Raw genomic sequence first — 23,874 nt, 5'->3', positions numbered from 1 at the left:
GTCTGGGCCGCGGCCTCCGCCGATGTCTGTGCGGGGGTCGCCGCAACCGACCGTACCGCTCCTTGGCTCTGGATCGATGCCCGCTGCGCGACGGACGTGGCCAACAGGTGTCGCAGGGCGCCTCAACCACAAGTGACGACGGCCCTGCCGCTGGAGGATGCTGCCGCCGTGGTTGTGTCGCGGCGATGGCCGCGCTGGGCTTGTGCGTCGTCGCGGGTGAGAATGCCGGCATGCCGAGCCGTCTTGCCGTCATCGCCATCGACGCCGTCCGACCACGACTGATCGCCGACTTCTGGTGCGCGGTGCTCGGCTGGCAGGTCGTTGACGAGGACGCTGAGGTGATCACCATCGCGGCGTCCGACCGTTCCTGGCCGATGATCGACGTGGCGGCTGTGCCGGAGGGCAAGGTGATCAAGAACCGGTTGCATTTCGACCTGCGAGCGGACGGCGTGTCCACCGCGGCGGAGCTTGACCGGTTGCTCACCCTCGGTGCGCGACGGGTCGACGTCGGCCAGCCCGCCGACGCGAGCTGGATCGTGCTGGCTGACCCCGAAGGCAACGAGTTCTGCCTGCTGTCGCGTCCGGTCCAGGAACTCTAGGGCAGCTTCGGCGCGGGCTATTACCTGCTCGTGACAATCCGCGGACCACGTACGGACATGGCGGTGGCAGTTTCACCCGGGTGACCTGCCAGCCGCTGCTGCCCGTACGGCCCGGCAGCGTCGGCCCACCGCCCCGCGCGCGGTGGTTGCCGCCGCTGCGCGGGCCGCTGCTCTTCGCCGTCTCCGCCCGCCGCGTCTCCCCGCCGGGGCGGCAGCGGTGAACGCGCTGGCCGAGGCCGAGGTCGACCTGGCCGCCGTCGCGGACAACGTGCGTACGGTCACCGCGGTCGCCGGCACCGATCTGATGGCGGTGGTCAAGGCCGACGGGTTCGGGCACGGTGCCGTGCCGGTGGCCCGTGCCGCGCTGGCGGCCGGCGCGCGCTGGCTCGGGGTGACCTCGACCGCCGAGGCGCTCGCCCTGCGCGCGGCCGGCATCGCCGCGCCCGTCCTGACCTGGCTGCACCGGCCGGACGACGACTTCGCCGGGCTGATCGCCGCGGCGGTGGATCTGGGCGTCTCGACCGTGCCGCACCTGCACGCGGTGGCCGAGGCCGCCGTCCGGTCCGGCCGGCCGGCGACCGTCCAGCTCAAGGCCGACACCGGGCTGTCCCGCAACGGCGCCGCCGGCCACGACTGGCCCGATCTGGTCAGCTGGTCCCGCAAGTACGAGGTGGAGGGAAGCGTCCGCGTCCGGGGGGTCTGGTCGCACCTGGCCGACGCCGAGACGCCGGACGGGCCGCGCGTCGTCCGCCAGGTGGCGCTCTTCGAGGAGGCGCTCGGGATCGCCCGGAGCGCCGGGCTACGACCGGATCTGGTGCACCTGGCGAACTCAGCGGGGGCGCTGGCGGCCCCCGCGACCCGGTACGACCTCTGCCGGGTCGGTGTGGCCCTGTACGGCGTGGACCCGTTCGGCGCGGCGGGACCCGGCGGGTACCGGCTGCGGGCCGCGATGACCCTGCGCACGACGGTGGTGAACGTGAAGCGGGTACCGGCCGGCACCGGCGTGTCCTACGGTCCCGACCACGTGACGCGGCGCCCGACCACCCTGGCGCTCCTGCCGGTCGGCTTCGCCGACGGTCTGCCCCGGACGGCGCAGGGGCGCGCCCGCGTGTGGCTGGGCGGGGCGCGGCGGCCCATCGTCGGGCGGATCGCCATGGACCAGTGCGTGGTCGACGTCGGCGACCTGCCCGTGGCGATCGGGGACCGGGTGGTGGTGTTCGGCCCCGGTCCGGGAGCGGACGCGACCGCCGGCTGCTGGCCGACGGTCCCGGAATGGGCGGCGTGGGCCGGGACCAGCCCGCACGAGATCTTGACCGGCGTCGGGGCGCGGGTGGCCCGCCGGTACCGGCACCCGGAGATGGCAACCCCATGAGCGAGCGCAGCGGGCCGATCGGCGTACGCGGCACGGAGAGAAACGGAACAAGGGCATGAGCATCCGGCTGGCGATCCTGTACGGCGGTCGCAGCAGTGAGCACGAGGTGTCCCGACGGTCGGCGGCGAGCATCCTCGCCCACCTCGACCGGGACGCCTACCTCGTCACCGAGATCCTCATCGGCCGGGACGGCCGCTGGCAGGTCGACGGCGAGCCGGCCACCCTGCCAGCGGCCCTGGGCGTGCTCGCCGCACAGGACGTGGTGTTCCCGGCATTGCACGGCCCCTACGGCGAGGACGGCACCGTCCAGTCGATGCTGGAGTGGCTGGACGTCCCGTACGTCGGCAACGGGGTCTTCGCCAGCGCGGCCGGCATGGACAAGGCGGTCACCAAGAAGCTGATCAGCGCCGAGGGCCTGCGGGTGGCGGACGGGATCACCCTGGGGCCGGGCGAGTTCCCGTCCCGGGCCGACCAGCGCAGGCTGGGGCTGCCGGTCTTCGTCAAACCGGCCCGGGCCGGATCCAGCATCGGGGTCTCCCGCGTCGACGAGTGGTGGCAGTTGCCGGCCGCGCTCCTGCTGGCCCGCGACGCCGACGCGAAGGTCCTCGTGGAACGGGCGGTACCCGGACGCGAGGTGGACGTCGCCGTCCTCCAGCACCCGGACGGGCGGGTCGAGGCGGGTCCGCCCCTGGAGATCACCGTTCCGCCGACGTCCGCGTTCTTCGACTACGCGGCCAAGTACGACGGTGGCGCCGTCTTCCAGATCCCCGCCGCGCTCGATCCCGCCACCACCCGGCTGGTGCAGGATCGCGCGGTCCGGGCGTTCCACGCGCTCGGTTGCCGGGGGCTGCTCCGGGTGGATCTCTTCCTCCCCGAGCCCCGGCCGGGCCTCGGCACCGCACCCGCCGAGGACACGGACGGCGAGGGTCGGGACGGCGAGGGTCGGGGCGGCGGGGGCTGGGACGACGACCCGGGCGAGCCGGTGGTCAACGAGGTCAACACGTTCCCCGGCTTCACCAGCGCCTCGCAGTTCCCGCGGATCTGGGCACGTGCCGGCATCACCTTCCCGGACCTGCTCGACATCCTGATCGCCGGTGCCCGCAGCACCGTCGCCGTACCGTGAAACCGGTCAGCGCTCGAAGGGGACGACGACCGGGTGAGCGCAGGTCAACGGCCCACGACTCCCGTCCGGGCCGGCCAGTGTGACCGCCGTCGGCATGCTCTCCGGCGCGGCGTACCGCACGGTGCACACGATCTGGTCGACCGCCGTGGCCGACAACGCCGTCACGCCGCCGGTGAGCGTCACCGTGGTACCCGCCCCGCCCGGGGTCGACAGCGACCCCAACCCGACGTCCGCCGGGATTTCGCTGGTGTAGCCCTGCTTCTGCTCGGCGGGATCCGGGCCGGCGAAAAGCAGGGCGAGAGCCTTGTCGACCGACCCGGGTGGCGGAACCGGACGCAGCACCAGCGTGAGCCGCTGCTCCGACACGAAGAAGAGGCCGGTTCCCCGGGCCGGCCCCACCGGGGCCGGACCGCCGGTGATGACACCGCTCGGGCGTACGCCGCAACCGGCGGCGAGAGCCACCAGCACGGCAAGGGCGACGAGGAGTGCGCGCCGCCGGAGACGAATCACGGTCGTCCCCCGGCGGCTTGGGAACGGGCTGCGGGCGGTGCCGAGCCCACCGAGCAACGCGGCAGGCGGAGCGTGAACACCGCACCCCCGGCCGGCTCGTTGCCGGCCACCAGGCTGCCCCGATCGGCACCCGCCCGGTGCAGCCGGGCGTTCTCCCACGCGATGGCGAGGCCGAGCCCACTGCCCTCGGACCGGCTCCGCGCGCTGTCCGCCTTGTAGAACCGGTCGAAGACGTGCGGCAGCACGTGCGGGTGCAGACCCGGGCCGCGGTCACCGACCGACAGGACGACCCAGTCCGGCTCGGCCCGCAGCCGGACCGACACCGGCGGGGCGCCGTGCCGCAGCGCGTTGCCGACCAGGTTGGCCAGGATCACGTCCAGCCGGCGCGGGTCGAGCCGTGCCAGCGTGCCCGGCGGCAGGTCGCTCACCACCTGGTCGGTCCAGCCGCGGGCGCGCAGCGTCGCCCGGACCGCCGCGGCCACGTCGACGTCGTCCAGGGCGAGCGCCGCGGTGCCGGAGTCGAACCGGGTCACCTCGATGAGGTCGTTCACGAGCCGGGCCAGGTTCTGCGTCTCCTGGCTGACCAGCCGCGCGGCGCGTCCGGCGTCCCCGGGCAGCCGGGGCGCCTCCTCGTCCAGCACGTCGGTCACCGCGGTCATCGCCGCGAGGGGCGTACGCAGTTCGTGCGAGACGTCGGCCACGAAGCGCCGGGCGTCCGCCTCCATCCGGCGCAGCTCCCCGACCTGCCGTTGCAGCCGTTCCGCGGTGTGGTTGAAGGTCCGCGCGACGCCGGCGAGCTCGTCCGAGCCGCGAACCGTCAGCCGGGTGGTGAGGTCACCCTCGCCGAGCCGGCGGGCCGCCTGGCCGAGTTCCTGGACCGGCCGCAGCACACCTCGAGCCGCTACCAGCGCCAGCAGGACGGCGAACACCAGCGACAGCCCACCGGTCAGCCACGCCAGCGTGGCGAGCCGGTCGATGCTGCGCTGCTCGGCCTCCAGGCTGTGCAGGCGGTAGACCTCCAGGCCGGAGGGGAGCGGGGTGCCGTCCCCCTGCGCCACCATCAGCTGCGTCCCGATCACCAGGTACGGGTAGCCGTTGACCGCGCGCCGCTGCCAGACGACCCGGCCGCCGCTCACCTCCGCCCGCAGCTCGGGCGAGAGCGCGCCGGAGAGCTGGTCGTCACCGGAGCTGCTGTCCTGGTACGTGACCAGCGCGCTGTCGTCACGGTCGGACAGGTCCGCGGCGATCGCCTCCAGGTCGGCCTGGCTCGGTGGCAGGCTCCGGATCGGCGTGATCCGGGCGATCTGCTCCGTCAGTGTGATGACGGCCGCGTCCTGGGCCTGTTGCAGGATGACGTCGCGGGCCTGGACGTAGCTGGCGCCGGCGACCACCGCCGTGGTGGTCAGGCCGAGCGACGCGAAGGCGAGCAGGAGCCGGAGTCGCAGGCCGGCCGGTCGCCACAGTCGATTCACCGGGAGTCTCCCCGCGCTGCCCGGTCGGCCCGCGGGTTCCGGCCACGCCTGCCGAGGGTCACAGCGGGCCGAACCGGTAGCCGAAGCCGCGCACCGTCTGCACGTACACCGGAGCCGCCGAATCGTCCTCGATCTTCGCCCGAAGCCGCTGCACGCACGCGTCGACGAGCCGCGAGTCGCCGAGGTAGCCGTGCTCCCAGACCGCCTCCAGCAGTTGCTGGCGGCTCAGCACGCGACCGGGTGTGCCGGAGAGTTCGAGCAGCAGGCGCAGTTCGGTCGGGGCGAGGCCGACGCGCAACCCGTTCCGGGTGACCACCAGTGCCGCCCGGTCGATGGTCAACTCGCCGTGCCGCTCCACCGCCGGCTCCGCACCAGCGGGGCGCGGCTCGCCGCCGGTCCGCCGCAGCACCGCACGGATCCGCGCCTCCAGCACCCGGGGCTGGACCGGCTTGACCACGTAGTCGTCGGCACCGGCCTCCAGACCCGCCACCACGTCCATGTCGTCGTTGCGGGCGGTGAGCATGATGATCGGCAGATCGCCGGCGGATCGGATCCGCCGGCAGACCTCGAACCCGTCCATGCCGGGCAGCATGAGGTCGAGGATCACCACGTCGGCGGCGCCCGTACGCAGCCGGGCCAGGCCCTGCTCGCCGGTCGCCACGGCGTCCACCGTGTGACCGTGGCGGGTCAGCGCCAGCTGGAGGCCGTCGCGCACGGTCTGGTGGTCCTCGATCAACAGCACCCGGGACATGGCATCAACTATGGCATTCCAGCCGAAGTCGCTTTGTCGATCATGTTCGGCGGCGCCGGTCGCCGCCCCCCGGCCCGCGCGTCCGGTTCCGGTGCGGCCGAGCCGGGGCGCCCGCAACCAGGGCCGAAGTCCACCGGGACCACCAGAACCAGGACGGCGGCGACGACCAGGACGACCAGCCCACCGGCGGCCGTGATCGCGACGAACAGCCCGCCGGGGACGGCCGGGGCGAGATGCGGCAGGCCGCCCAGCAGACCGAGCAGCCCGAGTGCGGCACCGGCCGGACCGGCTGTTCCGGTCGCGGCTCGGGTACCGGGCCGGGCCGCCGCGGCGGCGGCGTCCTTCCCGGGCTGGGCCAGCGGGGCGGCGGCTCCGGTACCGGGTCGGGCCGCGGCTCCGGTACCGGGCCGGGCCGAGGTGACGGCGGCCAGGCAGAACAGCGCCGCCGCCAGCAGGACAGCGCCGACGACGTCGCTGAAGCGGTGCCAGCCCGCGATCATCGTCGCCGCGGCGACGGTGGAGACCCCGGCCGCGCCCGGCAGCGCGAACCACCAGCGGGCCCGCGCGGGGAGCACGAGCAGGAGCGCGAGCAGCAGGGCCATCGCCGCCGCGACATGCCCGCTGGGAAAGCTGTTGTGCGTCGTGGAGGTCACCACGCCGAGGTCCGGCCGGACGATCACCTGCTTGGCCAGGCCGGCGCCGAGCACCGTGACGCCGACCAGGGCCACCCCCGCCAGCCCGGCCCGCACCCGACCGGACAGCACAGCCAGCAGCAACACCGTGCCGAGCCCGAGACCCAGCACCAGCGGGTCACCGAACCAGGCCAGCACAGCCTTCGCCGGCTCGACCAGGTCGGTCGGCTGCTCGTACCCGCCGCCCCGTTCGGCCCGGGGCAGCAACCCGCCGTCGAGGCGCTGCCCCGGGGCGGTCCACACGAACGCCACGCCGGTCAGCGCGAACGCGAGCAGGTAGCCGAGCGCGGCACGGAGCAGCCGGCCGGTCGGCGGCCTTCCGGCGGGTTCCGGTCGCACCGCAGACAGGAGCGGCGTCGCGTACGGATACGGCGATGGCGGATGCACCCGGCAAGCATGGCCGCGCCGGGTCCGGAAACCGTCCGCGTCATGTCATGGTTCTGTCACAGCCGCTCGCTCTGCCGGGACCCGCCGCGTACTCGTCGGTCGCCGGGGATCCCCCGTCGAGTCGCCGTCGAGGTGGCGTGGAACGCCGCCCGGCAGGCTCACGCGTAGTCGGACGCGAGGCGAGGGGTGATGCGCATGTGCGGCATCGTCGGCTGGGTGGACTTCGGGCGTGACCTGACGGGGGAGCGCGCGACACTGCGGGCGATGACGGACACCCTGACCAACCGCGGGGTGGACGACTCCGGGGTCTGGATCCGGGGGCACGCCGCTCTCGGGCACACCCGTACCGCCATCATCGACGTGGCCGGCGGCGCGCAGCCGCTCACCGTCGAGCAGGACGGCCGCGAGGTCGCCACGATCGTCTACAACGGCGAGGTCTACAACTTCAAGCAGTTGCGGACCGAGCTGCGGGCCCGGGGGCACGAGTTCCGTACCCGCAGCGACACCGAGGTGGTCCTGCGGGCGTACCTGGAGTGGGGTGTGGAGTGCGCCGCCCGGCTGGAGGGGATTTTCGCGTTCGCGATCTGGGACCTGCGCCGCCAGGAGCTGGTGCTGGTCCGGGACCGGCTCGGCGTGAAGCCGCTCTTCTACGCCCGCCGCCCGGAGGGCCTCCTGTTCGGCTCGGAGCCGAAGGCGCTGCTCGCCAACCCGCTGGTGCGGCCGCTGGTGGGGCTCGACAACCTCCAGGAGCTGTTCGCCACCGCCAAGCGGCCCGGCATGTCGGTCTTCCGCGACCTGCGCGCGGTGCTGCCCGGCACCACGCTCACGATCAGCCGGGCCGGGATGGCGCAGCGGCGGTACTGGGCGCTGGAGGCCCGGCCGCACACCGACGACCTGGACGGCACCGTCGGGCACGTCCGGGAGCTGCTGCACGACATCGTGCTGCGGGAGTTGGAGTCGGAGGTGCCGCTGTGCACCGCCCTGTCCGGCGGGATGGACTCCAGCGCCGTGTCGGCGATCGCCGCGTACTGGCGCTGGAAGCTCGACGGCGAGCGGATCCGCACTTTCGTCACCACGTTCGACGACTACGCGGCCCGGTTCCAGCCCGACGACGTCCGCTTCACCCCCGACGAGGTGTACGCCGACGAGGTCGCCCGCCACCTCGAGGCCGACCACGTCCGCATCCAGCTCAGCACCCGGGACCTGATGGACCGGGCCGCCCGCGACGCCGTCCTGTGGGCGCAGGACATGCCCACCACCCTCGGCGACATGGACACGTCGAACTACCTGACCGCGCGCCGGATCAAGGAGCACTCGACGGTAGCGCTGAGCGGTGAGGTCGCCGACGAGATCTTCGGCGGCTACAGCTGGATGTACGACCAGCAGCTCCTCGCCGCCGACATGTTCCCCTGGGTGGCCAAGGAGTACCTCCAGCCCGGCTCGCCACGCGGCCAGGGCCGCGGCCTGTTCGACCCGGGCTTCATGGCCAAGCTGGACCTGGGCACGTACTACCGGGACCAGTACCGGACGGCCCTGGCGGCGGCGCCGTACACCGGGGAAGAGGACGACACCGAGCGGCTCATGCGGGGCATCACCCACGTCACCCTCACCTGGTGGCTGCCGATGCTGCTCGACCGCGACGATCGGCTGGCCATGGCCAACGCGCTCGAACTGCGGGTTCCCTACGGCGACCACCGCCTCGTCGAGTACCTCTACAACACCCCGTGGCGGCTCAAGACCTTCGACGGCCGCGAGAAGAGCCTGCTCCGCGCGGCCGCCCGCGACCTGGTGCCCCACTCGGTGCTCGACCGTGCCAAGAGCCCGTGGCCGGTCACCCAGGATCCGGCGTACGCCGAGATGCTCCGCGACGAGCTGTCGGCACTGGTGAACGACCCGTCCGCACCGTCGCTGCCGCTGCTCGACCTCGCCGCGGTCCGGGCCACCCTGGACCGGCCCTCGGAGATCGCACACCAGTGGGTGAGCCGGATGAACATCGAGATGGTGCTGCAGTTCGACGCGTGGCTGCGGCGGTACGACGTGCAGCTCGCGATCTGACCCGAGGGAGTTTCCATGGACTTTCCCGACGTGCTGCGCCGCCGCCAGATGGTGCGCAGCTACACCGACCAGCCCGTCGCCGACGACGCCCTTCACCGGATCGTGGGGGCGGTGCGGCGGGCGCCGAGCGCCGGCTTCAGCCAGGGGTACCGCCTGGTCGTCGTCACCGACCCGGGTCTGCGGCAGAAGGCCGCCGACATCGCCGAGGCCCGCTACGTGGAGCTGGGCTTCCCCCGCTGGATCGCGTCGGCCCCGGTGCACATCTACGTCGCCACCCGCGAGGCGTCCTACCACGAGCGGTACGGCGGCGAGGACGTCCGGCCCGGCTGGTCGGAGATCCCCTGGCCGGTGCCGTTCTGGTGGTTCGACTGCGGGGCATTGTTCATGCTGCTTCAGCTCGCCGCCATCAACGAGGGCCTCGGCACCGGGTTCGTCAGCTCCGTCTACACCGACGAGTTGAGCGCGCTCGCCGACGTGGTCGACCTGCCGGGCGACGTGTCCCTGACCGGCATCATCACGATCGGCCACGAGGACCGCAGCAAGCGGATGCCGGTGCCGCCGAACGCGGCGCGCCGCAAGCCGCTCGACGACGTCGTGCGGTGGCGCCGGTGACCGCGCGTACGCCGAAGGCGGGAGGGCCGATGAGCCAGCGCGTCCTCGTTCTCGGTGGCGGTATCGCCGGCACGGCCGCCGCGATCGCGCTCGCCCGGCGCGGACACCCGGTGACCGTGGTGGAGCGCGACCCGCCGCCGGCCGACCCGACCGCGGACCCGTTCCTGCACTGGCCGCGGCGCGGCGTGCCGCAGTTCCGGCTGCCGCACGGCTTCTCCGCCCGGGCCCGTAACCTGCTGCTGCGGCACGCCCCCGACGTCCTGGCCCGGCTGCGGGCGAGCGGCGTCGAGGAGATGAACCTGTTCAAGCGGCTCATCCCGGAGGACCGGTGGGTGCCCGCCGACGACACGTTCACCAACGTGTGGGCGCGGCGGGCCGTCTTCGAGTTGGCGCTGCGGCTCACCGCCGAGGAGGAGCCGGGCGTCGAGTTCCGCTGCCCGGCCGTCGCGAACGGCCTGCGCTTCGACTGGACCAGCGCCGGGCCCCGGGTCGCCGCGGTACGCCTCGCCGACGGCGACGTGCTCACCGCCGACGTCGTGCTGGACTGCCTGGGCCAGCGGTCCCCGGTGTCCCGCTGGCTGGCCGCCGAGGGGATCCGGGTGCCGACCGAGGTGCAGGACTGCGAGACCGTCTACTACAGCCGCTACTTCCGCTTCACCGACACCTGCGAGCTGCCCCGGACCTCGGTGGCCACCCTGCGCGGGGAGTTCGCCGACGGGTGGTTCATCGGCTTCCCCGGCGACCACGACACGTACGCCTTCTCCTTCGAGTGTCACCCCGACAACCGCAGCGCCCGCGCGCTGCGGCACACCACGATCTGGGAGGCGGTGGCCCGGGGGATCCCGGCGCTGGCGCCGTGGGTGGACCCGGCCAACGGCACCCCGCTCGAGGGCGTCCAGGTGATGGCGGGCAACCGTAGCCTGCGCCGGCGGTACGTGGTCGACGGCCGGCCCGTCGTCCTCGGCCTGCTCTCGGCCGGCGACTCGCTCTGCGCGAGCAATCCCGCGTACGGCTGGGGATCGGCGATGGCGCTGACGTACGCGTTCGCCGCCGCCGGGGCGGTGGCCGTGGGCGCCGGCGACCCGGTGGCGACGGCCCTGGCGTACGACGCGGCGACCGCCCGGGAGGCCGACGCGGTCTACCGGGAGTCGGCGGCGATGGACCGCGCCCGCATCTACCGGATCACCGGCCAGCCGGTGCCGGACGAGGACAGGGCGGAGATGGCCCGCCAGGACCTCATCTCGGCGGCCCTCTCCGGCGGTGTGCTGCACGACCTCGAACTGGGCCGCGCGTTCAACCGCCGGGTCAACCTGGTCGGCCCCGCCGAGGCGGTCCTCGACGGCACCGACCTGATCCACCACGCCGAACGCCTCACCGCCTTGAGGTAAGGAAGGGCCCCTTCTTATCGCCTGCGGTAGAGGAAGGGCCCCTTGTTAACGCGCGAACGGCCCCCGAGCGCCGAGAGGCGCCGGGGGCCGTTCGCTGGGGCGTCAGTTGGGGCGCTGGTAGCGGGACGGGGGTGCCATGCCGGCGTCGATCGGCAGGTCCACCCCGGTGACGCTGCGGATCCGGCCCGAGGCGAACAGGACCACCAGCGCGGCGATCTCCTCCGGCTCGATCATCTCGCCGGTGGCCAGGCCGGCCATCTTCGGCACCATCGCCAGGAACTCGTCCGGCGTCATCCCCGCCTTCTCGGCGATGTGCGGGTTCGTCCACAGCCGCGTCTTCACCGGACCGGGGGAGATGGTGTTGACCCGTACGCCCTGGGCGGCGAACTCCGCCGACAGCGCCTTGCCGATGTTCGCGACGGCGGCCTTGGCGGCCGAATAGTGCGCCAGCCGCGGGTCGGCCATCGTGCCGTTCATCGAGCCGATGTTGACGACCGTGCCCTTGCGCTCGACGAGGCTCGGCAGCGCCGCCCGGGTCGCCCGGATCGTCGTCATGACGTTCAGCTCGAACGTCTGCCGCCACACGTCGTCGGGGATGTCCCGGAAGCCGGGGGCGAGCATGACGCCGCCGCCGACGTTGTTGACCAGGATGTCGATGCCACCGAACTCGGTGAGTGCCCGCTCCACCAGCAGCTGCGGCCCCTCCTCGGTGACCAGGTCCACGGTGAGGGTGTGCGGGGTGGCCTCCTTCAGCTCGGGGCTGACGGTCCGCGCGCCGCCGTACACGTCGGCGCCCGCGGCGGCGAGCGCCCGCACCACGGCGAGCCCGATGCCGGCGCCGGCCCCGGTGACCACCGCCTTCTTGCCGGACAGGTCGATCTGCATGCTCGGTCTCCTGTTGGTCGAAGGGCCCCGCTCGGTCGTGGGTCCCGCTTGGTCGCAGGCGGCCCGCCGTCAGTGCGGGACGCGTCGCTCGGTCAGGAACTGTCCGGTCGGCCCGTCGGCGGGCAGGGTGGCCACGTCCGCGATGAACCGGGCCGGCACCTCCGGCGGGGTCGTCATGTGCGGCATCATCCGGGTCCGGACCCGCCCGGGGTTGACCGCGTTGACCAGCACTCCCGTGCCGGCGGTCTGCCCGGCGACCAGCGTGGTGAGGCCGTTCAGGCCGCTCTTGGACAGCGAGTAGCCGGGCGCGCCGGGGAAGAGGGCGCCACCGAACTCCGCCGTGGTGCCGCTGGAGACCACCACCACCCGGCCCCAGCCCCGCTCGACCATGCCCGGCACGAACGCCTGGAGCACCCGCCAGGTGCCCAGCAGGTTGACCCGCAGCGTCTCCTCGACCAGGTCGAGCGGGGCGGTGAGCGGGCCGGTGCCGCCGTCGAGCAGCACGCCGGCGTTGCAGACCAGGACGTCGACCGGTCCGACCTCGGCGGTGGCCTTCCCGACGCTGTCCGGGTCGGTCACGTCGAGCTGCTGCCCGCGTACGCCGGGACCCAGCTCGGCCGCCGTGCCGGCGGCGGCCGAGGCGTCGCGGGCGGTCACCGTGAGCGCCAGCCCGCGGGCGTGCAGCTCGGCGGCGACGGCCCGGCCGATGCCCCGGTTGGCGCCGGTGACCAGAGCGTGGCGGTTCACCAGGTCACCGGGACCTCGCTGAAGCCCTCCATGAAGCCGCCGAGGGCGCGGGGGAGCCGGGCGGCCGGTACGGCCAGCCGGATGTCGGGGAACCGGCGCAGCAGGGCCTCCGTGGCGACCTGGAGCTCCATCCGGGCCAGCGCCGCCCCGACGCAGTAGTGGATGCCCGCGCCGAAGGTCATGTGGTGGTTCTCCGGGCGGCGGATGTCCAGGGTGAACGGGTCGGCGAAGACCGTCTCGTCCATGTTGGCCGACTCCTCGGAGAGCAGCACGCTGGAGCCCTTCTTGAGGATCGTGCCGTCGGACAGCTCGATGTCCTCCAGCGCGTACCGCAGCGTGCCGATCGAGGAACCCATGATCTGCGTACGCAGCAGCTCCTCCACCGCCGACGGCACCAGCGAGTAGTCCGCCCGGATGTCCTTGACCAGGTCCTGCCGGTGCAGCAGCACGGCGGTGCCGGTGCCGATCTGGCTCGCCGTGGTCACGTAGCCGGCGATGAGCAGGCTCCGGGTCCAGTGGTGCAGCTCGTACTCGGACAGCCGGTTGTCGTCCTCGTCCCGAACCTTGATCAGGCTGGTGATGAGGTCGTCCTCGCCGGGGTTGGCCCGCTTGTACTCGATCAGCTCGACCAGGTACTGCCACAGCTCGCTGCGGCACCGCTCCACCTCGTCCGGCGGCAGCTTGGTGACCGACAGGAAGCCGTCGACCAGCGAGCGGAACCGGTTGCGGTCCTCCGGCGGGATGCCGAGCAGCTTGCAGATCACCAGGATCGGCAGTGGGAAGGCGAGCGCCTCGTTCAGGTCGGTGGGCTTCGGGCCGGCGGCCATCGCGTCCAGCAGCTCGTCGGTGACCTGCTGGGCGTACGGGCGGAGCAGCTCGATCCGGCGGGCGGTGAACGCCCGGGTGACCAGGCCGCGCATCCGGGTGTGGTGGGGCGGGTCGCCGTCGATCTTCGGGTCGACGAACAGCTCGTTGTCGGCGGCGATGCGGGCCACGTCGGGGCGGGCGACGTTCTTGCTCAGCCGGGGGTCGGCGAAGAGGCTGCGGACGTCGGCGTAGCGGGTCACCATCACGGCGGTGTCGCCGCTGGGCAGGCGGACCTCGACGAGGGCCTGCTCCCGCAGGCCGCGCAGCGACTCCGGGACCTCCATCGGCGGGGTCCACGGGAAGGGGTAGGGAATCGGGGCCTGGGCAGTCATCTCGTGCCCTCTCTCGTTGACTCCTCGAACGGCAGCCGCCGGTCCCCGCCGTCGGAAAGGGACGCGGTGCAGGACTCGGCGAATGCCCATTCGTAACGGATGCTGATGGAGAACTGCTCGATGAGTTCGGCCCGCTGTCGGACCGTGCCGTTCATGCCGATGTCGTCGGCCATGTCGAGGAAGGCCTGCACGGCGTACCGGTAGGACTCGCCGGGGTGGTAGGCCTCCACCCACGGCCGGTAGCGCGAGTCGGCCTCGGTGTCGCGCAGCAGCCGGTCGGAGACCTCGGCGTTGAACCACACCATCGGCAGCAGCGCGCCCACCCCGCCGGCGAAGGAGTCGGCGGTCGCGGCGGTGAGGAACGCGGTGTGCGCCCGGGTCACCGGGTCGACGGGCGGGTCGCCGAGGGTGTCCGGCAGACCGGTGGTCGCGGCCAGGGCGGCGCTGTTGGCGCGCAGCCGGTCGCGCGCGTCGAGGGTGCCGGCCACCGACTGGCCGAGCAGCAGCGTGTGCGCGTCGGCGTCGGCCGCCGCCGCGCAGCGGGCCAACGCCCGGGCGTACGTCGGGAGCAGGTACCCGGTGTCCTGCGCGAGGAAGTGGGCCAGCGCCGCCGGTGGCAGGGACCCGTCCCGGATCCCCGACCAGAAGGGGTGGTCCTGCACCTTGCGCAGCACCGGATCGCGGATCTCCCGCAGTTCGTCGTGCAGCGGCATCGGCCGTCCTCAAGTCCAGGCGGGATGGTCGCGGCGGACGCTATCGGGGGCGGCTTGACCCCCGCTGGAGCAGACGCCGGTCCTGGTGGCGCCGTCCCGAGCCGCCGTCGAGCCCGGCGACGGAGAGTGACCTCCGGCACGGCCGTGCCGGTCGACGACGTCGTGAGGGGTACGCCATGGATCTCGGCCTGACGGACAAGCGGGTGCTGGTGACCGGGGCGACCCGGGGGATCGGCCGGGCCACCGCCCGGGCCTTCGCCGACGAGGGCGCCCGGGTCGCCGTCACGTACCACACCTCCGAGGCGGCCGCCGAGCAGGTGGTCAAGGAGCTGGGCGGGGAGGAGCGGGCGCTCGCGGTGCCGTACGACCTCGCCGACCCCGCCTCGGTACGGGCGGCGGTGCGCCGGGTGGAGGAGCGCTGGGGCGGGGTCGACGTGCTGGTGGCCAACGCCCAGACCTGGGTGTGGATCAACCCGGAGGACCTGCCGGGGTACGAGGACCTGCCGCTGGAGGAGTGGCTGGGGCGGTTCCGGGAGAACGTGGAGGGCCACCTGTGGACGGTGCGGGAGGTGCTCGGCGGGATGCGCCGGCGCGGGTGGGGCCGGGTGGTCCTGCTCTCCTCGGTCACCGCCCTGCACGGCAACCCGGGCTCGGAGGTCTACGGCGCCGCCAAGGCGGCGCTGCACGGCTTCGTCCGGGGTCTGATGTGGACCCGGGACGGTGTGCTGGCGAACGTGGTCGCCCCGGGCGGGACGCTGACCGAGAGCCTCGACAACGTCGACCCGGAGCTGGTCGCGCAGGCCGCCCGGGACACGCCGAGCGGCCGCCTCAGCACCGCTGAGGACGTGGCCCGGCTGGTGGTCTTCCTCGGCTCGGCGGCCAACGGCAACGTCAACGGCGAGATCGTCCGGACCGCCGGCGGGCGGTGACCGGGTGCCGGCGGCACAGCGCGGTCAACCGCGCCGGACACCGCCATGCCGGCGGCATCGAGTCGATCAAAGGTGACGGCCCGGCGCGCGACGGGCCCGGCGGGACGGCCGGGCCCTTAGCCCGGCGGGACGGCCGGGCGGCGGCTGCGACGGGACGGGCGGGTGACGGTGCCACACCGGCGGGACTGCCGGTCGATGGTGGAGCCTGACCTCCGGCACCCGTCCGCGAGCTCAGACGTTCGTTCCGAGCCGTGGCTCGATGAACTCGTGGTTGAGGCGTTCCCGCGCGTACAGGCGGGTCAGCCGGTGTAGCTGGTAGCGGACCACGCCCTCGTCCGCCCGCGCCTCCAGCAGGTTGCAGGCGACCAGGCGACCGAGCTGCGTCTCCACGGCGTCGGCGGCGCTGCCGAGCAGGTTGGCCGCGGTGGCCGCGGTGAAGTGCGGCGGCGGGAGCAGGCTGAGCAGGCGCAGGGCGCTGCGGTCGTGCGGCTCCAGCCGGTAGTAGGTCTCGTCGTAGTTGGTGCGGACGTCGAACTCGGCGAACCGCAGCTGGTCGAGGGCGGCCGGCCCGGACTCGATCAGGTTGGCCATCTTCCGCAGCGACCACGTCGGCGCCGCGGCGAGTCGGGCGCCGACGCAGCGCAGCGCCAGCGGCAGGTGGCCGCACCGGTCGGCGATCCGCTCGGCCTCCTCCGTCTCGGCGTCCACCCGGGACGGACCCACCATGGCCCGCAGCAGGGCCACGGCCTCGCCGGTGGTCATCACGTCGAGCTTGGTGACCTGGACGCCGGGCAGGACCTGGAGGCCCCACCGGCTGGTCACCACGACCGCGCTTTCCGACGTCGCCGGTACGAGCGGGGCGATCTGGGAGGCGCTGGCCGCGTCGTCGAGGACGACCAGGAGCCGCCGGCCGTTGGTCCAGGTGCGGTAGAGGCTGCTCCGCTCCTCCACGGTGGGTGGGATCTGCTGCTCCGGCACGCCCAGGGCCCGCAGGAACCCGGCGAGGACGTCCAGCTGCGCGGTCGGGTTGCGGGACGAGCCCCGCAGGTCGGCGAAGAGCTGCCCGTGCGGGTACCGGGCCTTCTCCAGGTGCCCGACGTGCAGCGCCAGGGTCGTCTTGCCGACACCGGTCAACCCGCAGATCGACACGGCGGCCGGCGCGGTGCGGTGTTCCTGCCCGGCGGCGAGGACGGCGGTGATCTGGCGTACCACCGCCTCCCGGCCGGTGAAGTCGGGGACGTCCGGTGGCAGCTGCGCGGGCACCGCCGTACGGGCGGGTGCCCGCTCGGCGGACGCCGCCGGGCGGGGCGCCGGCCGGTTCTCCGTCGGCTCGGCGTTGAGCAGGGACCGGTGCAGCCGCTGGACGGCCGGGGACGGTTCCAGCCCGAGCTCGTCGATGAGCAGTTCCCGAAGCCGCCGGTAGACCTCGAACGCCTCGTACCGCCGGCCCGACCGGTCCAGTGCGGTCATCAGGTTGGCGTGGAACCGCTCGTGCAGCGGATAGTTGCGGACCAGTTCCTTCAGTTCGCTGATCAGTTCCTCGTAGCGGCCGAGCTGCATGTCCGCCTCGATGCGCATGCCGAGCACCCGCAGCTTGTTCTCCTCGAGGCGGGTCATGTGGGCGGAGAGGATCTCGCCGGCGTTGACGCCGAGCAGGGCCGGGGCACGCCAGAGCGCGAGGGCCTCGGTGAGCAGTTCGCTGGCGCGTTGCGCGTCGCCGCGTTCCCGTTCGAGTCGGCCCTGCTGGGCGAGCCGCTCGAAGTGACACACATCGATCTCATCGTCGTTGACGTCCAGCAGGTAGCCGCAGGACTGGGTGTGCAGCCGCGCCAGCCCGGACGGGTCCAGGACGTCCTTGCGCAGCTTGTAGATGTACGTCTGGAGGGTTGTCATCGCGCTGTCCGGCGGATTGTCCCCCCATAATTCGTCAACGAATTCGCTGACCTGCACGACTTGGTTACGGCGCACCAGAAGAAAAGCCAAGACCTGGCGAACCTTCGGTGCGGTCGGGGTGATATCCCGGTCCTCGTGAGTAACGGACAGTGGGCCAAGAATGCGGAACACCATTAAGCTCCCCCAGGAAATGGTGCGGCGTTAACGCTCGTCCGAAAGGCGGGACATCTTGGGCAATTGTGGTGGTAAATCAACCCCCAGACACCTTGTCCGGCCGATCGGCGGCATGATCGACATGCTCCGTGGCGCAACTGCTACAGACTGTAAGTTGTGACCCCTGCACGGTCAAGGTTTCGTGGGTCAACTGTCTGACGTTTCCCGCGGGTAGGTTCCGTGCTAATCGCGCGGGTGTGCAAGAGTCGACTAACTGTCAACCGAGGCCGGTGGAGACCGGATGAGGTGGCACATAATCAGTGGTTCCACCGGCACTCTGGACAAAAACCGTCATCGATGCTGTCCCTTTTGCGCCGCCTGACGGAAATCGCGCCGAGCCCACCATTTTCCGCCCCTGCCGGCGTCCGGCGGCTGTCGAGCACGCCTCGAGGACGGCCCCGCCGGCGCGGGCGTACCGAGCCCGGCTTCAGCCGCCCCCCAGCGGGTCGGGGTGTCCTGTGCAGGCGGCCCCGGGCGGGGGCGCCGCCACGCCGTGGCGTACGAGGGAGGGGTGGCCCGCATGTCCGACCAGGTGGCACGGCCGACGTCCGACGAGGCCGGGCCGGAGGGCGCCGCACCGGCCGGTCCGCACCGGGTTCGGGTCCTGGTCTACGCCGCCGCCCCCTCGGGTGAGCCGGACGCGGTGGCGGCCGCGTACCACCGCATCAGCCGCGATCTGGCCGGAACCCCCGGCCTGCTGCGCAACGAGCTGCTCCGCGCCGCCGACGACGACCGCGCGTTCGTCGTGATGAGCGAGTGGACCAGCCTGGACGCCTTCCGCTCCTGGGAGGCCGGGGCGACCCACCGGGACACCACCGCGCCGCTGCGCGACTACCAGCGTGTACCCGGTCCCCGGCCGTTCGGCGTCTACGAGGTCACCGCCACCTACTGAGGCGGGCCCTCACGTACTGATCCGGTGAGCGTGCGGGACCGCCCACCGGATCGTCGCCTGGCCCGCCGGGCCGCGTCGCGTCACCCGGCCCGGCCGAGCACCGTCCGCAAGGCCTCCCGCAGCGCGGCGGCGGGATCGACCACCGCGTCCCCGCAGCACCAGGCCACGTGGCCGTCCGGGCGCAGCAGCGTCGCCCCGGCCGCGTCGTACCGGGCCGCGAAGACGCCCTCGACGTCGACGAGGTCCGCGCCGGCCGCGGCCGACCCGATCCGGTACGCCCGCAGCGGCACCGACAGCTCCCGGGCCACCAGCGACCCCACCCCGTCCCAGCGGACCGCCGCGCTCCCGGTCAGCAGCACGAACGCGTCGTGGCACAGGTCGTGCACCGAGATGCGCCGCCCGCCGCGGTCCAGCCAGAGGTGCGGCGCCCGCAGGCCCGGCTCGGCACGCGTGGCCAGCTCCCGCCCGTACACCGTGTCGTGCGCCGCACCGACCGTCGCCGTGGACCGGTACCGCTGCCCGAGCGTGCAGAGCACGTCGTCGACGTCCTCGGTCCCCGGGTCCTCGCCGAAGCGGGCCCGCTGCCGCGCGACGGTGATGTCGGCCAGGGCGAGCGCCACCGGTCGGCGCTCCGCCTCGTACGTGTCGAGCAGGCCCCCACCGGCCCACCCGCCGAGCACACCGGCGAGCTTCCAGGCCAGGTTGTGGGCGTCCTGGACGGCCGCGTTGGCGCCCATCGCGCCGGCCGGCGGCCATACGTGCGCGGTGTCGCCCACGAGGAACACCCGCCCGGACCGGAACCGGTCGGCGACCCCGACCGCCTCCTCCCAGGCGGCGACGTCGAGCACCGCCACCGGCCGGTCGGTCCCGAGGAACGACCGGGCCAGCTCCCGGCAGCGGTCCGGGGTGAACGACTCCACCGGGGTACGCGCCGGGTCGAAGCTCACGCTCATCGCCCACTGGTCCGGGACCGACGTGGTCAGGAACGACCCCAGCCCGAGTTCGTCGTTCACCACGATCCAGAACATCGCCCGCTGGCGGACGATCCCGGTGAGGTCGGCCCGGACCAGGAACGTCACCCAGTGCTGCGTGACCCCCGGCCCGGCGCGGTCGATCCCGACCGCCTCCCGGGTCCGCCCACGGAAGCCGTCCGCGGCCACCAGGTAGCGGGACCGGACGGTACGGCGGTCGCCGCTCGCGACGTCCTCGATCACCGCTGTCACGCCGTCGTCGTCGGCGTCCACCGACACGCACCGGGTGCCGAAGCGGATGTCCGCTCCGCGCTCGCGGGCCGCGTCGACCAAGATCGGCTCGACGCTGCGCTGGTCGGCCATCACGAACTCGGCCGGGGTCAGCTCGGGCAGCGGCTTGCGCGTGTCGTCGGCCAGCAGCCAGGTCCACTCCCCGCTGAGGGTCTCGCAGCGGACCACGCCCGCCTCGTCGTCGAACGGCCGGCCCGCCCGCCGGATCAGGTCCTCGACGCCGAGCGGCCGGTAGAGCTCCATCGTCCGCTGGTTGATCCCCCGCGCGCGGCCCTGGATCGAGATGCCCGGGTGCCGGTCCACCAGCACCGAGGCCACCCCGTGGTGGGCGAGGAACAGCGCCGACGCGAGGCCGGCGTAGCCACCCCCGACCACCAGGACGGGGATCGTCTCGTCGTACGTGTCGGTGGGCTCCCGGCCCACCGCCCGGTCGCTCGGCATCCGGTCCTCCCTCTCCGGCGGCGCTGTGCCGCCCGTGCCCGTGGGGCCTGCCGCACCCGCACAGCAGGATCACGGCCGGTCCTCGAGAGCCGGTGGACGTCCGCCCCGGTGGCCGGGCCCCGGTTCAGCCCGCGTCCAACACGCCTTGAGGCTCCGGAGTCACGCTTCCGGTGTGACCGTCTCCACACTGCCCTCATCCGCGCCGGAGTGGGTCAGCTGCGGCACCTGCCGGGGCCTGACCTACGGCCCGCGCTTCGACCGGGACCTGCGGGTGTGTCCCGGCTGTGGCCACCACAGCCGACTCACCGCCGGTCAACGCATCGAGCAGCTGCTGGACCCGGGATCCGTCCGGCCGCTGGAACCACCGGCGGTGCGCGAGGATCCGCTCGGCTTCGTGGACTCCCACCCGTACCCGGACCGGCTGCACGCCGCGCGCCGCGCCACCGGCCAGGCGGAGGCGGTCACCTGCGTGACCGGGACCCTGCTGGGCCACCCGCTGGTCGCCGCCGTGATGGACTTCCGCTTCCTCGGCGGCAGCCTCGGCGTCGGGGTCGGCGCGGCCATCACCGCCGCCGCCGAGACCGCCCGCGACACCCGCCGCCCGCTGCTGCTGGTCACCGCCTCCGGCGGGGCGCGCATGCAGGAGGGCGCGCTCGCCCTCATGCAGATGGCCAAGACCAGCCAGGCGATGGCCGAGCTCGACGAGGCGGGAGTCCTCACGATCTGCCTGGTCACCGACCCCACGTACGGCGGGGTGGCGGCGTCGTTCGCGACGCTCGGCGACGTCGTCATCGCCGAGCCCGGCGCCCGCGTCGGCTTCGCCGGCCGGCGGGTGATCGAGCAGACGATCGGCCACGAGCTCCCGGAGGGCTTCCAGACCGCCGAGTTCCTGCTGGCCCGTGGCCTGCTCGACGCGGTGGTGGCGCGCTCGGCGCTGCGTCCGACCCTCGCCCGGCTGCTGGCCGCCGCCGCGCCGGGCACCCCGTCGGCCGCGGCCCCGACCCGGGTACGCCTCGTCCGCGACCCCGCCGAGCTGCCCGTCCGCGAGGCCGCCGACGTGGTGGCGGCGGCGCGGCATCCGCAACGCCCCACCACCCTCGACTACATCGCCCAGGTCTTCGACGACTTCCTGGAACTGCGCGGCGACCGGAGTTCGGGCGACTGCCCGGCGATCGTCGGCGGGATCGGGCGGCTCGACGGCCGGCCGGTGGTCGTGATCGGCAGCCAGAAGGGCCGGGACACCGCCGAACGCATCCAGCGCAACTTCGGCATGGCGCTGCCGGAGGGCTACCGCAAGGCGGCCCGGCTCATGCGGCTCGCCACCAAGCTGGGCCTGCCGGTCGTCACCCTGGTGGACACCCCGGGCGCCCATCCCGGGGTGGACGCCGAGGAGCGCGGGCAGGCGTGGGCCATCGCCGAGACGATCCGGCTGATGTCGGGGCTGCCGGTGCCGGTCGTCGCGGTGGTGACCGGCGAGGGCGGCAGCGGCGGCGCGCTGGCCCTCGCGGTCGCCGACCGCGTCCTCGCCTGCGCCGGGGCCATGTACTCGGTGATCAGCCCGGAGGGGTGCGCCGCGATCCTCTGGAAGGATCCGGCCGCCGCGCCCCGGGCCGCGGCGGCGTTGCAGATCGGCTCCCGGGACCTGCTGCGTCACGGCATCGTCGACGCGGTGGTGCCCGAGCCGCCCGGCGGCGCGCACGAGGATCCGGTCACCGCGGCGGACTCGCTGCGTGCCGCGCTGATCGAGTCCCTTCAGGAGATCGCCGCCGTCGCGGCGACGGATCTGGTGGCCCGCCGCCGGCGACGGTTCCGGCGGTTCGGCACCGAGGAGTCGAGGTGGCAATGACCAACGAGGTGACCGACACGACCTCGCACGGCATCGACGAGCTGTGCCGGCAGGCGACCCAGCTGGCCCGGGCCGCCCCGGCGCCGTTGCGCAGCGTCCGGGTGCAGGCCGGCGAGCTGCTGGTGGCGCTGGAGTGGCCGGACACGCCGGCCGGCGCGCCGGTCGTGGTGGCGGCGCCGGCCGCCGCCGGCGACCCGGGGGAGGCGCCCCCGGCGGACGGCACGTTCACCATCGCGGCGCCGCTGGTGGGCACCTTCTACCGGGCCCCCGGGCCCGGGGCGCCACCGTTCGTCGAGGTGGGCCAGGACGTGGCGGCGGGTCAGCAGGTGGCGATCGTCGAGGCCATGAAGCTCATGAACCCGGTGGAGGCCGACCGGCCCGGCCGCGTGGTCGAGGTCCGCGTGGCCGACGGCACCCCGGTCGAGTACGGCGAGGTGCTCTTCGTACTGGCGCCGCCCCCGGAGGCGGATGCGCCGTGACGCGGACCAGGAGGTAGGACACGTGTTCTCCACCGTGCTGATCGCGAACCGGGGCGAGATCGCCCTTCGGGTCGCCCGGACCTGCCGGGAGATGGGCATCCGCACCGTCGCGGTCTGCTCCGACAGCGACCGCGACTCGGCCATCGCCCGGTACGCCGACAGGTGCGTCCGGATCGGCCCGTCGGCGGCCCGGCTCAGCTACCTGAACCCCGCCGCCATCGTCACCGCCGCGCTCCAGAGCGGTGCCGAGGCGGTACACCCCGGCTACGGGTTCCTCTCCGAGGACCCGGACTTCGCGGAGATCTGTGAGGCGAACGGGCTCACGTTCGTCGGCCCGCCGGCCGCGCTGCTGCGCCGCCTCGGGGACAAGGCGCAGGCCCGCGAGATCGCCCGGGCGGCCGGCCTGCCGGTGCTGCCCGGCAGTTCCCGTTCGCCCGCCTCGCTGGAGGAGGCGCGGGAGGTCGCCGCGCTCATCGGGTACCCGGTCATCATCAAGGCGACGGCGGGCGGCGGCGGCCGGGGGATGACCGTGGTTCGTGACCCGCGCGAGTTCGGTCGATCCTGGGCCCGGCTGCGGGCGGTCGCCCAGGCGACCTTCAACGACCCCCGCCTCTACCTGGAGAAGTTCCTGGAGAACGCCCGGCACGTCGAGGTCCAGGTGCTGGGCGACGGCAACGGCGACGTCATCCACCTCGGGGAGCGCGACTGTTCGGTGCAGCGGCGCCGCCAGAAGCTGATCGAGGAGACACCGGCGCCGGGCCTGCCCGGCGAGCTGGCCGACCGGATCCGCGCGGCGGCGGTGCACGCGGCCCGGGAGGTGCGCTACGCCGGCGCCGGCACGTACGAGTTCCTCGTCGGCGACGACGGCGACTTCGTCTTCATGGAGGTCAACTGCCGGATCCAGGTCGAGCACCCGGTCACCGAGCAGGTGACCGGCATCGACCTGGTCCGCGAGCAGCTGCGGGTCGCCGCCGGGTACGGGCTGTCGGTCACCCAGGAGGACGTGCAGCCGCGGGGGGTGGCCATCGAGGTGCGGGTCAACGCCGAGGACCCGGAGCGGGGCTTCCTGCCCACGCCCGGGGTGCTCGACGAGTTCCTGCCGCCGAGCGGGCCGTTCGTCCGGGTGGACACCCACGGCTTCCCGGGCTTCCGGGTCACCGCCGACTACGACCCGCTGCTCGCCAAGGTGACCGTGTGGGCGCCGGACCGGCGCCAGGCGATCGAGCGGGTCGACCGGGCGCTGGCCGAGTTCCGGGTGACCGGTCGCGGGGTGCACACCACTCGCGACTTCCTCCGCCGGGTGGTGGCGAACCCGGTCTTCCGGGCCGCGAAGCACACCACCGGCCTGGTCGACGAGATGGCCGTCGAGGACGCCGAGCGGCTGCGCCTCGCCGGCTGACGACGAGAACGATGG

Annotated in this window: 22 protein-coding genes; 12 read left to right on the top strand and 10 right to left on the bottom strand. The window is 73.6% G+C overall.

Annotated elements, in window-relative coordinates; all coding sequences use genetic code 11:
- Window positions 1–185: 185 nt before the first annotated feature.
- The 4 genes from ACN26Y_RS29375 (at window position 186) to ACN26Y_RS29360 (ending at window position 3,094) form a co-directional block, all read left to right on the top strand.
- The gene (locus tag ACN26Y_RS29375) at window positions 186–599 is read left to right on the top strand and encodes a VOC family protein (protein WP_366597758.1); all 414 of its coding nucleotides are present in this window, start codon (window positions 186–188) and stop codon (window positions 597–599) included.
- 80 nt (window positions 600–679) lie between these two features.
- On the top strand, window positions 680–820 hold the full coding sequence (locus tag ACN26Y_RS29370; RefSeq protein ID WP_155333319.1) for a hypothetical protein: 141 nt from the start codon (window positions 680–682) through the stop codon (window positions 818–820).
- Window positions 817–1,971: an alanine racemase gene (gene alr / locus ACN26Y_RS29365; protein ID WP_196255738.1), complete on the top strand. Its 1,155-nt coding sequence runs from the start codon at window positions 817–819 to the stop codon at window positions 1,969–1,971. The genes ACN26Y_RS29370 and alr overlap by 4 nt, the downstream gene beginning before the upstream one ends.
- Window positions 1,972–2,026: 55 nt before the next feature.
- Window positions 2,027–3,094 (top strand): D-alanine--D-alanine ligase family protein, encoded by a 1,068-nt coding sequence (locus ACN26Y_RS29360; protein ID WP_422733960.1) that lies wholly within the window; start codon window positions 2,027–2,029, stop codon window positions 3,092–3,094.
- 6 nt (window positions 3,095–3,100) lie between these two features.
- On the opposite strand, the gene ACN26Y_RS29355 is transcribed toward ACN26Y_RS29360, so the two are convergent.
- Genes ACN26Y_RS29355 through ACN26Y_RS29340 form a run of 4 tightly spaced genes read right to left on the bottom strand, consistent with a single transcriptional unit; the run spans window position 3,101 to window position 6,858 of the window.
- Entirely contained in the window at window positions 3,101–3,604 is a 504-nt protein-coding gene (locus ACN26Y_RS29355) for a GerMN domain-containing protein (protein ID WP_155333317.1), read from the bottom strand.
- Window positions 3,601–5,076 (bottom strand): sensor histidine kinase, encoded by a 1,476-nt coding sequence (locus tag ACN26Y_RS29350; protein WP_155333316.1) that lies wholly within the window; start codon window positions 5,074–5,076, stop codon window positions 3,601–3,603. The genes ACN26Y_RS29355 and ACN26Y_RS29350 overlap by 4 nt, the downstream gene beginning before the upstream one ends.
- 58 nt (window positions 5,077–5,134) lie before the next feature.
- Window positions 5,135–5,827 (bottom strand): response regulator transcription factor, encoded by a 693-nt coding sequence (locus ACN26Y_RS29345; RefSeq protein ID WP_155333315.1) that lies wholly within the window; start codon window positions 5,825–5,827, stop codon window positions 5,135–5,137.
- Window positions 5,828–5,835: 8 nt separating this feature from the next.
- On the bottom strand, window positions 5,836–6,858 hold the full coding sequence (locus ACN26Y_RS29340; RefSeq protein WP_155333314.1) for a phosphatase PAP2 family protein: 1,023 nt from the start codon (window positions 6,856–6,858) through the stop codon (window positions 5,836–5,838).
- A gap of 243 nt (window positions 6,859–7,101) precedes the next feature.
- On the opposite strand from ACN26Y_RS29340, the gene asnB reads away from it, so the two are divergent.
- From asnB to ACN26Y_RS29325, 3 genes are read left to right on the top strand one after another with little or no spacing between them, the layout of a single operon-like run.
- The gene (asnB, locus tag ACN26Y_RS29335) at window positions 7,102–8,961 is read left to right on the top strand and encodes an asparagine synthase (glutamine-hydrolyzing) (RefSeq protein WP_155333313.1); all 1,860 of its coding nucleotides are present in this window, start codon (window positions 7,102–7,104) and stop codon (window positions 8,959–8,961) included.
- 15 nt (window positions 8,962–8,976) lie between these two features.
- Window positions 8,977–9,573: a nitroreductase family protein gene (locus ACN26Y_RS29330; RefSeq protein ID WP_422733959.1), complete on the top strand. Its 597-nt coding sequence runs from the start codon at window positions 8,977–8,979 to the stop codon at window positions 9,571–9,573.
- A 29-nt stretch (window positions 9,574–9,602) separates the two neighbouring features.
- Window positions 9,603–10,961, top strand: a complete 1,359-nt coding sequence (locus tag ACN26Y_RS29325) for an NAD(P)/FAD-dependent oxidoreductase (protein WP_155333311.1) — start codon at window positions 9,603–9,605, stop codon at window positions 10,959–10,961.
- Between the two features lie 102 nt (window positions 10,962–11,063).
- On the opposite strand, the gene ACN26Y_RS29320 is transcribed toward ACN26Y_RS29325, so the two are convergent.
- The 4 genes from ACN26Y_RS29320 to ACN26Y_RS29305 form a co-directional block, all read right to left on the bottom strand.
- Window positions 11,064–11,846: an SDR family NAD(P)-dependent oxidoreductase gene (locus tag ACN26Y_RS29320; RefSeq protein WP_155333310.1), complete on the bottom strand. Its 783-nt coding sequence runs from the start codon at window positions 11,844–11,846 to the stop codon at window positions 11,064–11,066.
- Window positions 11,847–11,915: 69 nt separating this feature from the next.
- Window positions 11,916–12,593, bottom strand: a complete 678-nt coding sequence (locus ACN26Y_RS29315) for an SDR family NAD(P)-dependent oxidoreductase (RefSeq protein ID WP_155333309.1) — start codon at window positions 12,591–12,593, stop codon at window positions 11,916–11,918.
- Window positions 12,590–13,792: a cytochrome P450 gene (locus tag ACN26Y_RS29310; RefSeq protein WP_422733957.1), complete on the bottom strand. Its 1,203-nt coding sequence runs from the start codon at window positions 13,790–13,792 to the stop codon at window positions 12,590–12,592. The genes ACN26Y_RS29315 and ACN26Y_RS29310 overlap by 4 nt, the downstream gene beginning before the upstream one ends.
- Window positions 13,789–14,505, bottom strand: coding sequence for a TenA family protein (locus tag ACN26Y_RS29305; protein WP_155333307.1), 717 nt, complete (start codon window positions 14,503–14,505; stop codon window positions 13,789–13,791). The genes ACN26Y_RS29310 and ACN26Y_RS29305 overlap by 4 nt, the downstream gene beginning before the upstream one ends.
- Window positions 14,506–14,681: 176 nt before the next feature.
- Here ACN26Y_RS29305 and ACN26Y_RS29300 point away from each other — a divergent pair, with 176 nt between their 5' ends.
- Complete coding sequence (locus ACN26Y_RS29300) at window positions 14,682–15,434, top strand: SDR family NAD(P)-dependent oxidoreductase (RefSeq protein ID WP_155333306.1); 753 nt, start codon at window positions 14,682–14,684, stop codon at window positions 15,432–15,434.
- A 231-nt stretch (window positions 15,435–15,665) separates the two neighbouring features.
- Here ACN26Y_RS29300 and ACN26Y_RS29295 read toward each other — a convergent pair whose 3' ends face one another.
- The gene (locus tag ACN26Y_RS29295; protein ID WP_155333305.1) at window positions 15,666–17,501 is read right to left on the bottom strand and encodes an AfsR/SARP family transcriptional regulator; all 1,836 of its coding nucleotides are present in this window, start codon (window positions 17,499–17,501) and stop codon (window positions 15,666–15,668) included.
- 559 nt (window positions 17,502–18,060) lie between these two features.
- On the opposite strand from ACN26Y_RS29295, the gene ACN26Y_RS29290 reads away from it, so the two are divergent.
- Complete coding sequence (locus ACN26Y_RS29290; RefSeq protein ID WP_155333304.1) at window positions 18,061–18,432, top strand: antibiotic biosynthesis monooxygenase family protein; 372 nt, start codon at window positions 18,061–18,063, stop codon at window positions 18,430–18,432.
- Between the two features lie 80 nt (window positions 18,433–18,512).
- Here ACN26Y_RS29290 and ACN26Y_RS29285 read toward each other — a convergent pair whose 3' ends face one another.
- Complete coding sequence (locus ACN26Y_RS29285; protein WP_155333303.1) at window positions 18,513–20,135, bottom strand: FAD-dependent monooxygenase; 1,623 nt, start codon at window positions 20,133–20,135, stop codon at window positions 18,513–18,515.
- 172 nt (window positions 20,136–20,307) lie between these two features.
- Here ACN26Y_RS29285 and ACN26Y_RS29280 point away from each other — a divergent pair, with 172 nt between their 5' ends.
- Genes ACN26Y_RS29280 through ACN26Y_RS29270 form a run of 3 tightly spaced genes read left to right on the top strand, consistent with a single transcriptional unit; the run spans window position 20,308 to window position 23,859 of the window.
- Window positions 20,308–21,981 (top strand): acetyl-CoA carboxylase carboxyltransferase subunit alpha, encoded by a 1,674-nt coding sequence (locus tag ACN26Y_RS29280; RefSeq protein ID WP_370463280.1) that lies wholly within the window; start codon window positions 20,308–20,310, stop codon window positions 21,979–21,981.
- Window positions 21,978–22,460, top strand: coding sequence for an acetyl-CoA carboxylase biotin carboxyl carrier protein (gene accB, locus ACN26Y_RS29275; RefSeq protein ID WP_155334348.1), 483 nt, complete (start codon window positions 21,978–21,980; stop codon window positions 22,458–22,460). The genes ACN26Y_RS29280 and accB overlap by 4 nt, the downstream gene beginning before the upstream one ends.
- A gap of 22 nt (window positions 22,461–22,482) precedes the next feature.
- A complete protein-coding gene (locus tag ACN26Y_RS29270) occupies window positions 22,483–23,859 on the top strand; it encodes an acetyl-CoA carboxylase biotin carboxylase subunit (protein ID WP_422733956.1) in 1,377 nt (458 codons plus the stop codon).
- Window positions 23,860–23,874: the final 15 nt, after the last annotated feature.

The organism is Micromonospora sp. WMMD558, assembly GCF_049315255.1.
Classification (GTDB): domain Bacteria; phylum Actinomycetota; class Actinomycetes; order Mycobacteriales; family Micromonosporaceae; genus Micromonospora.
This window is presented reverse-complemented; position numbering and strand designations above follow the sequence as displayed.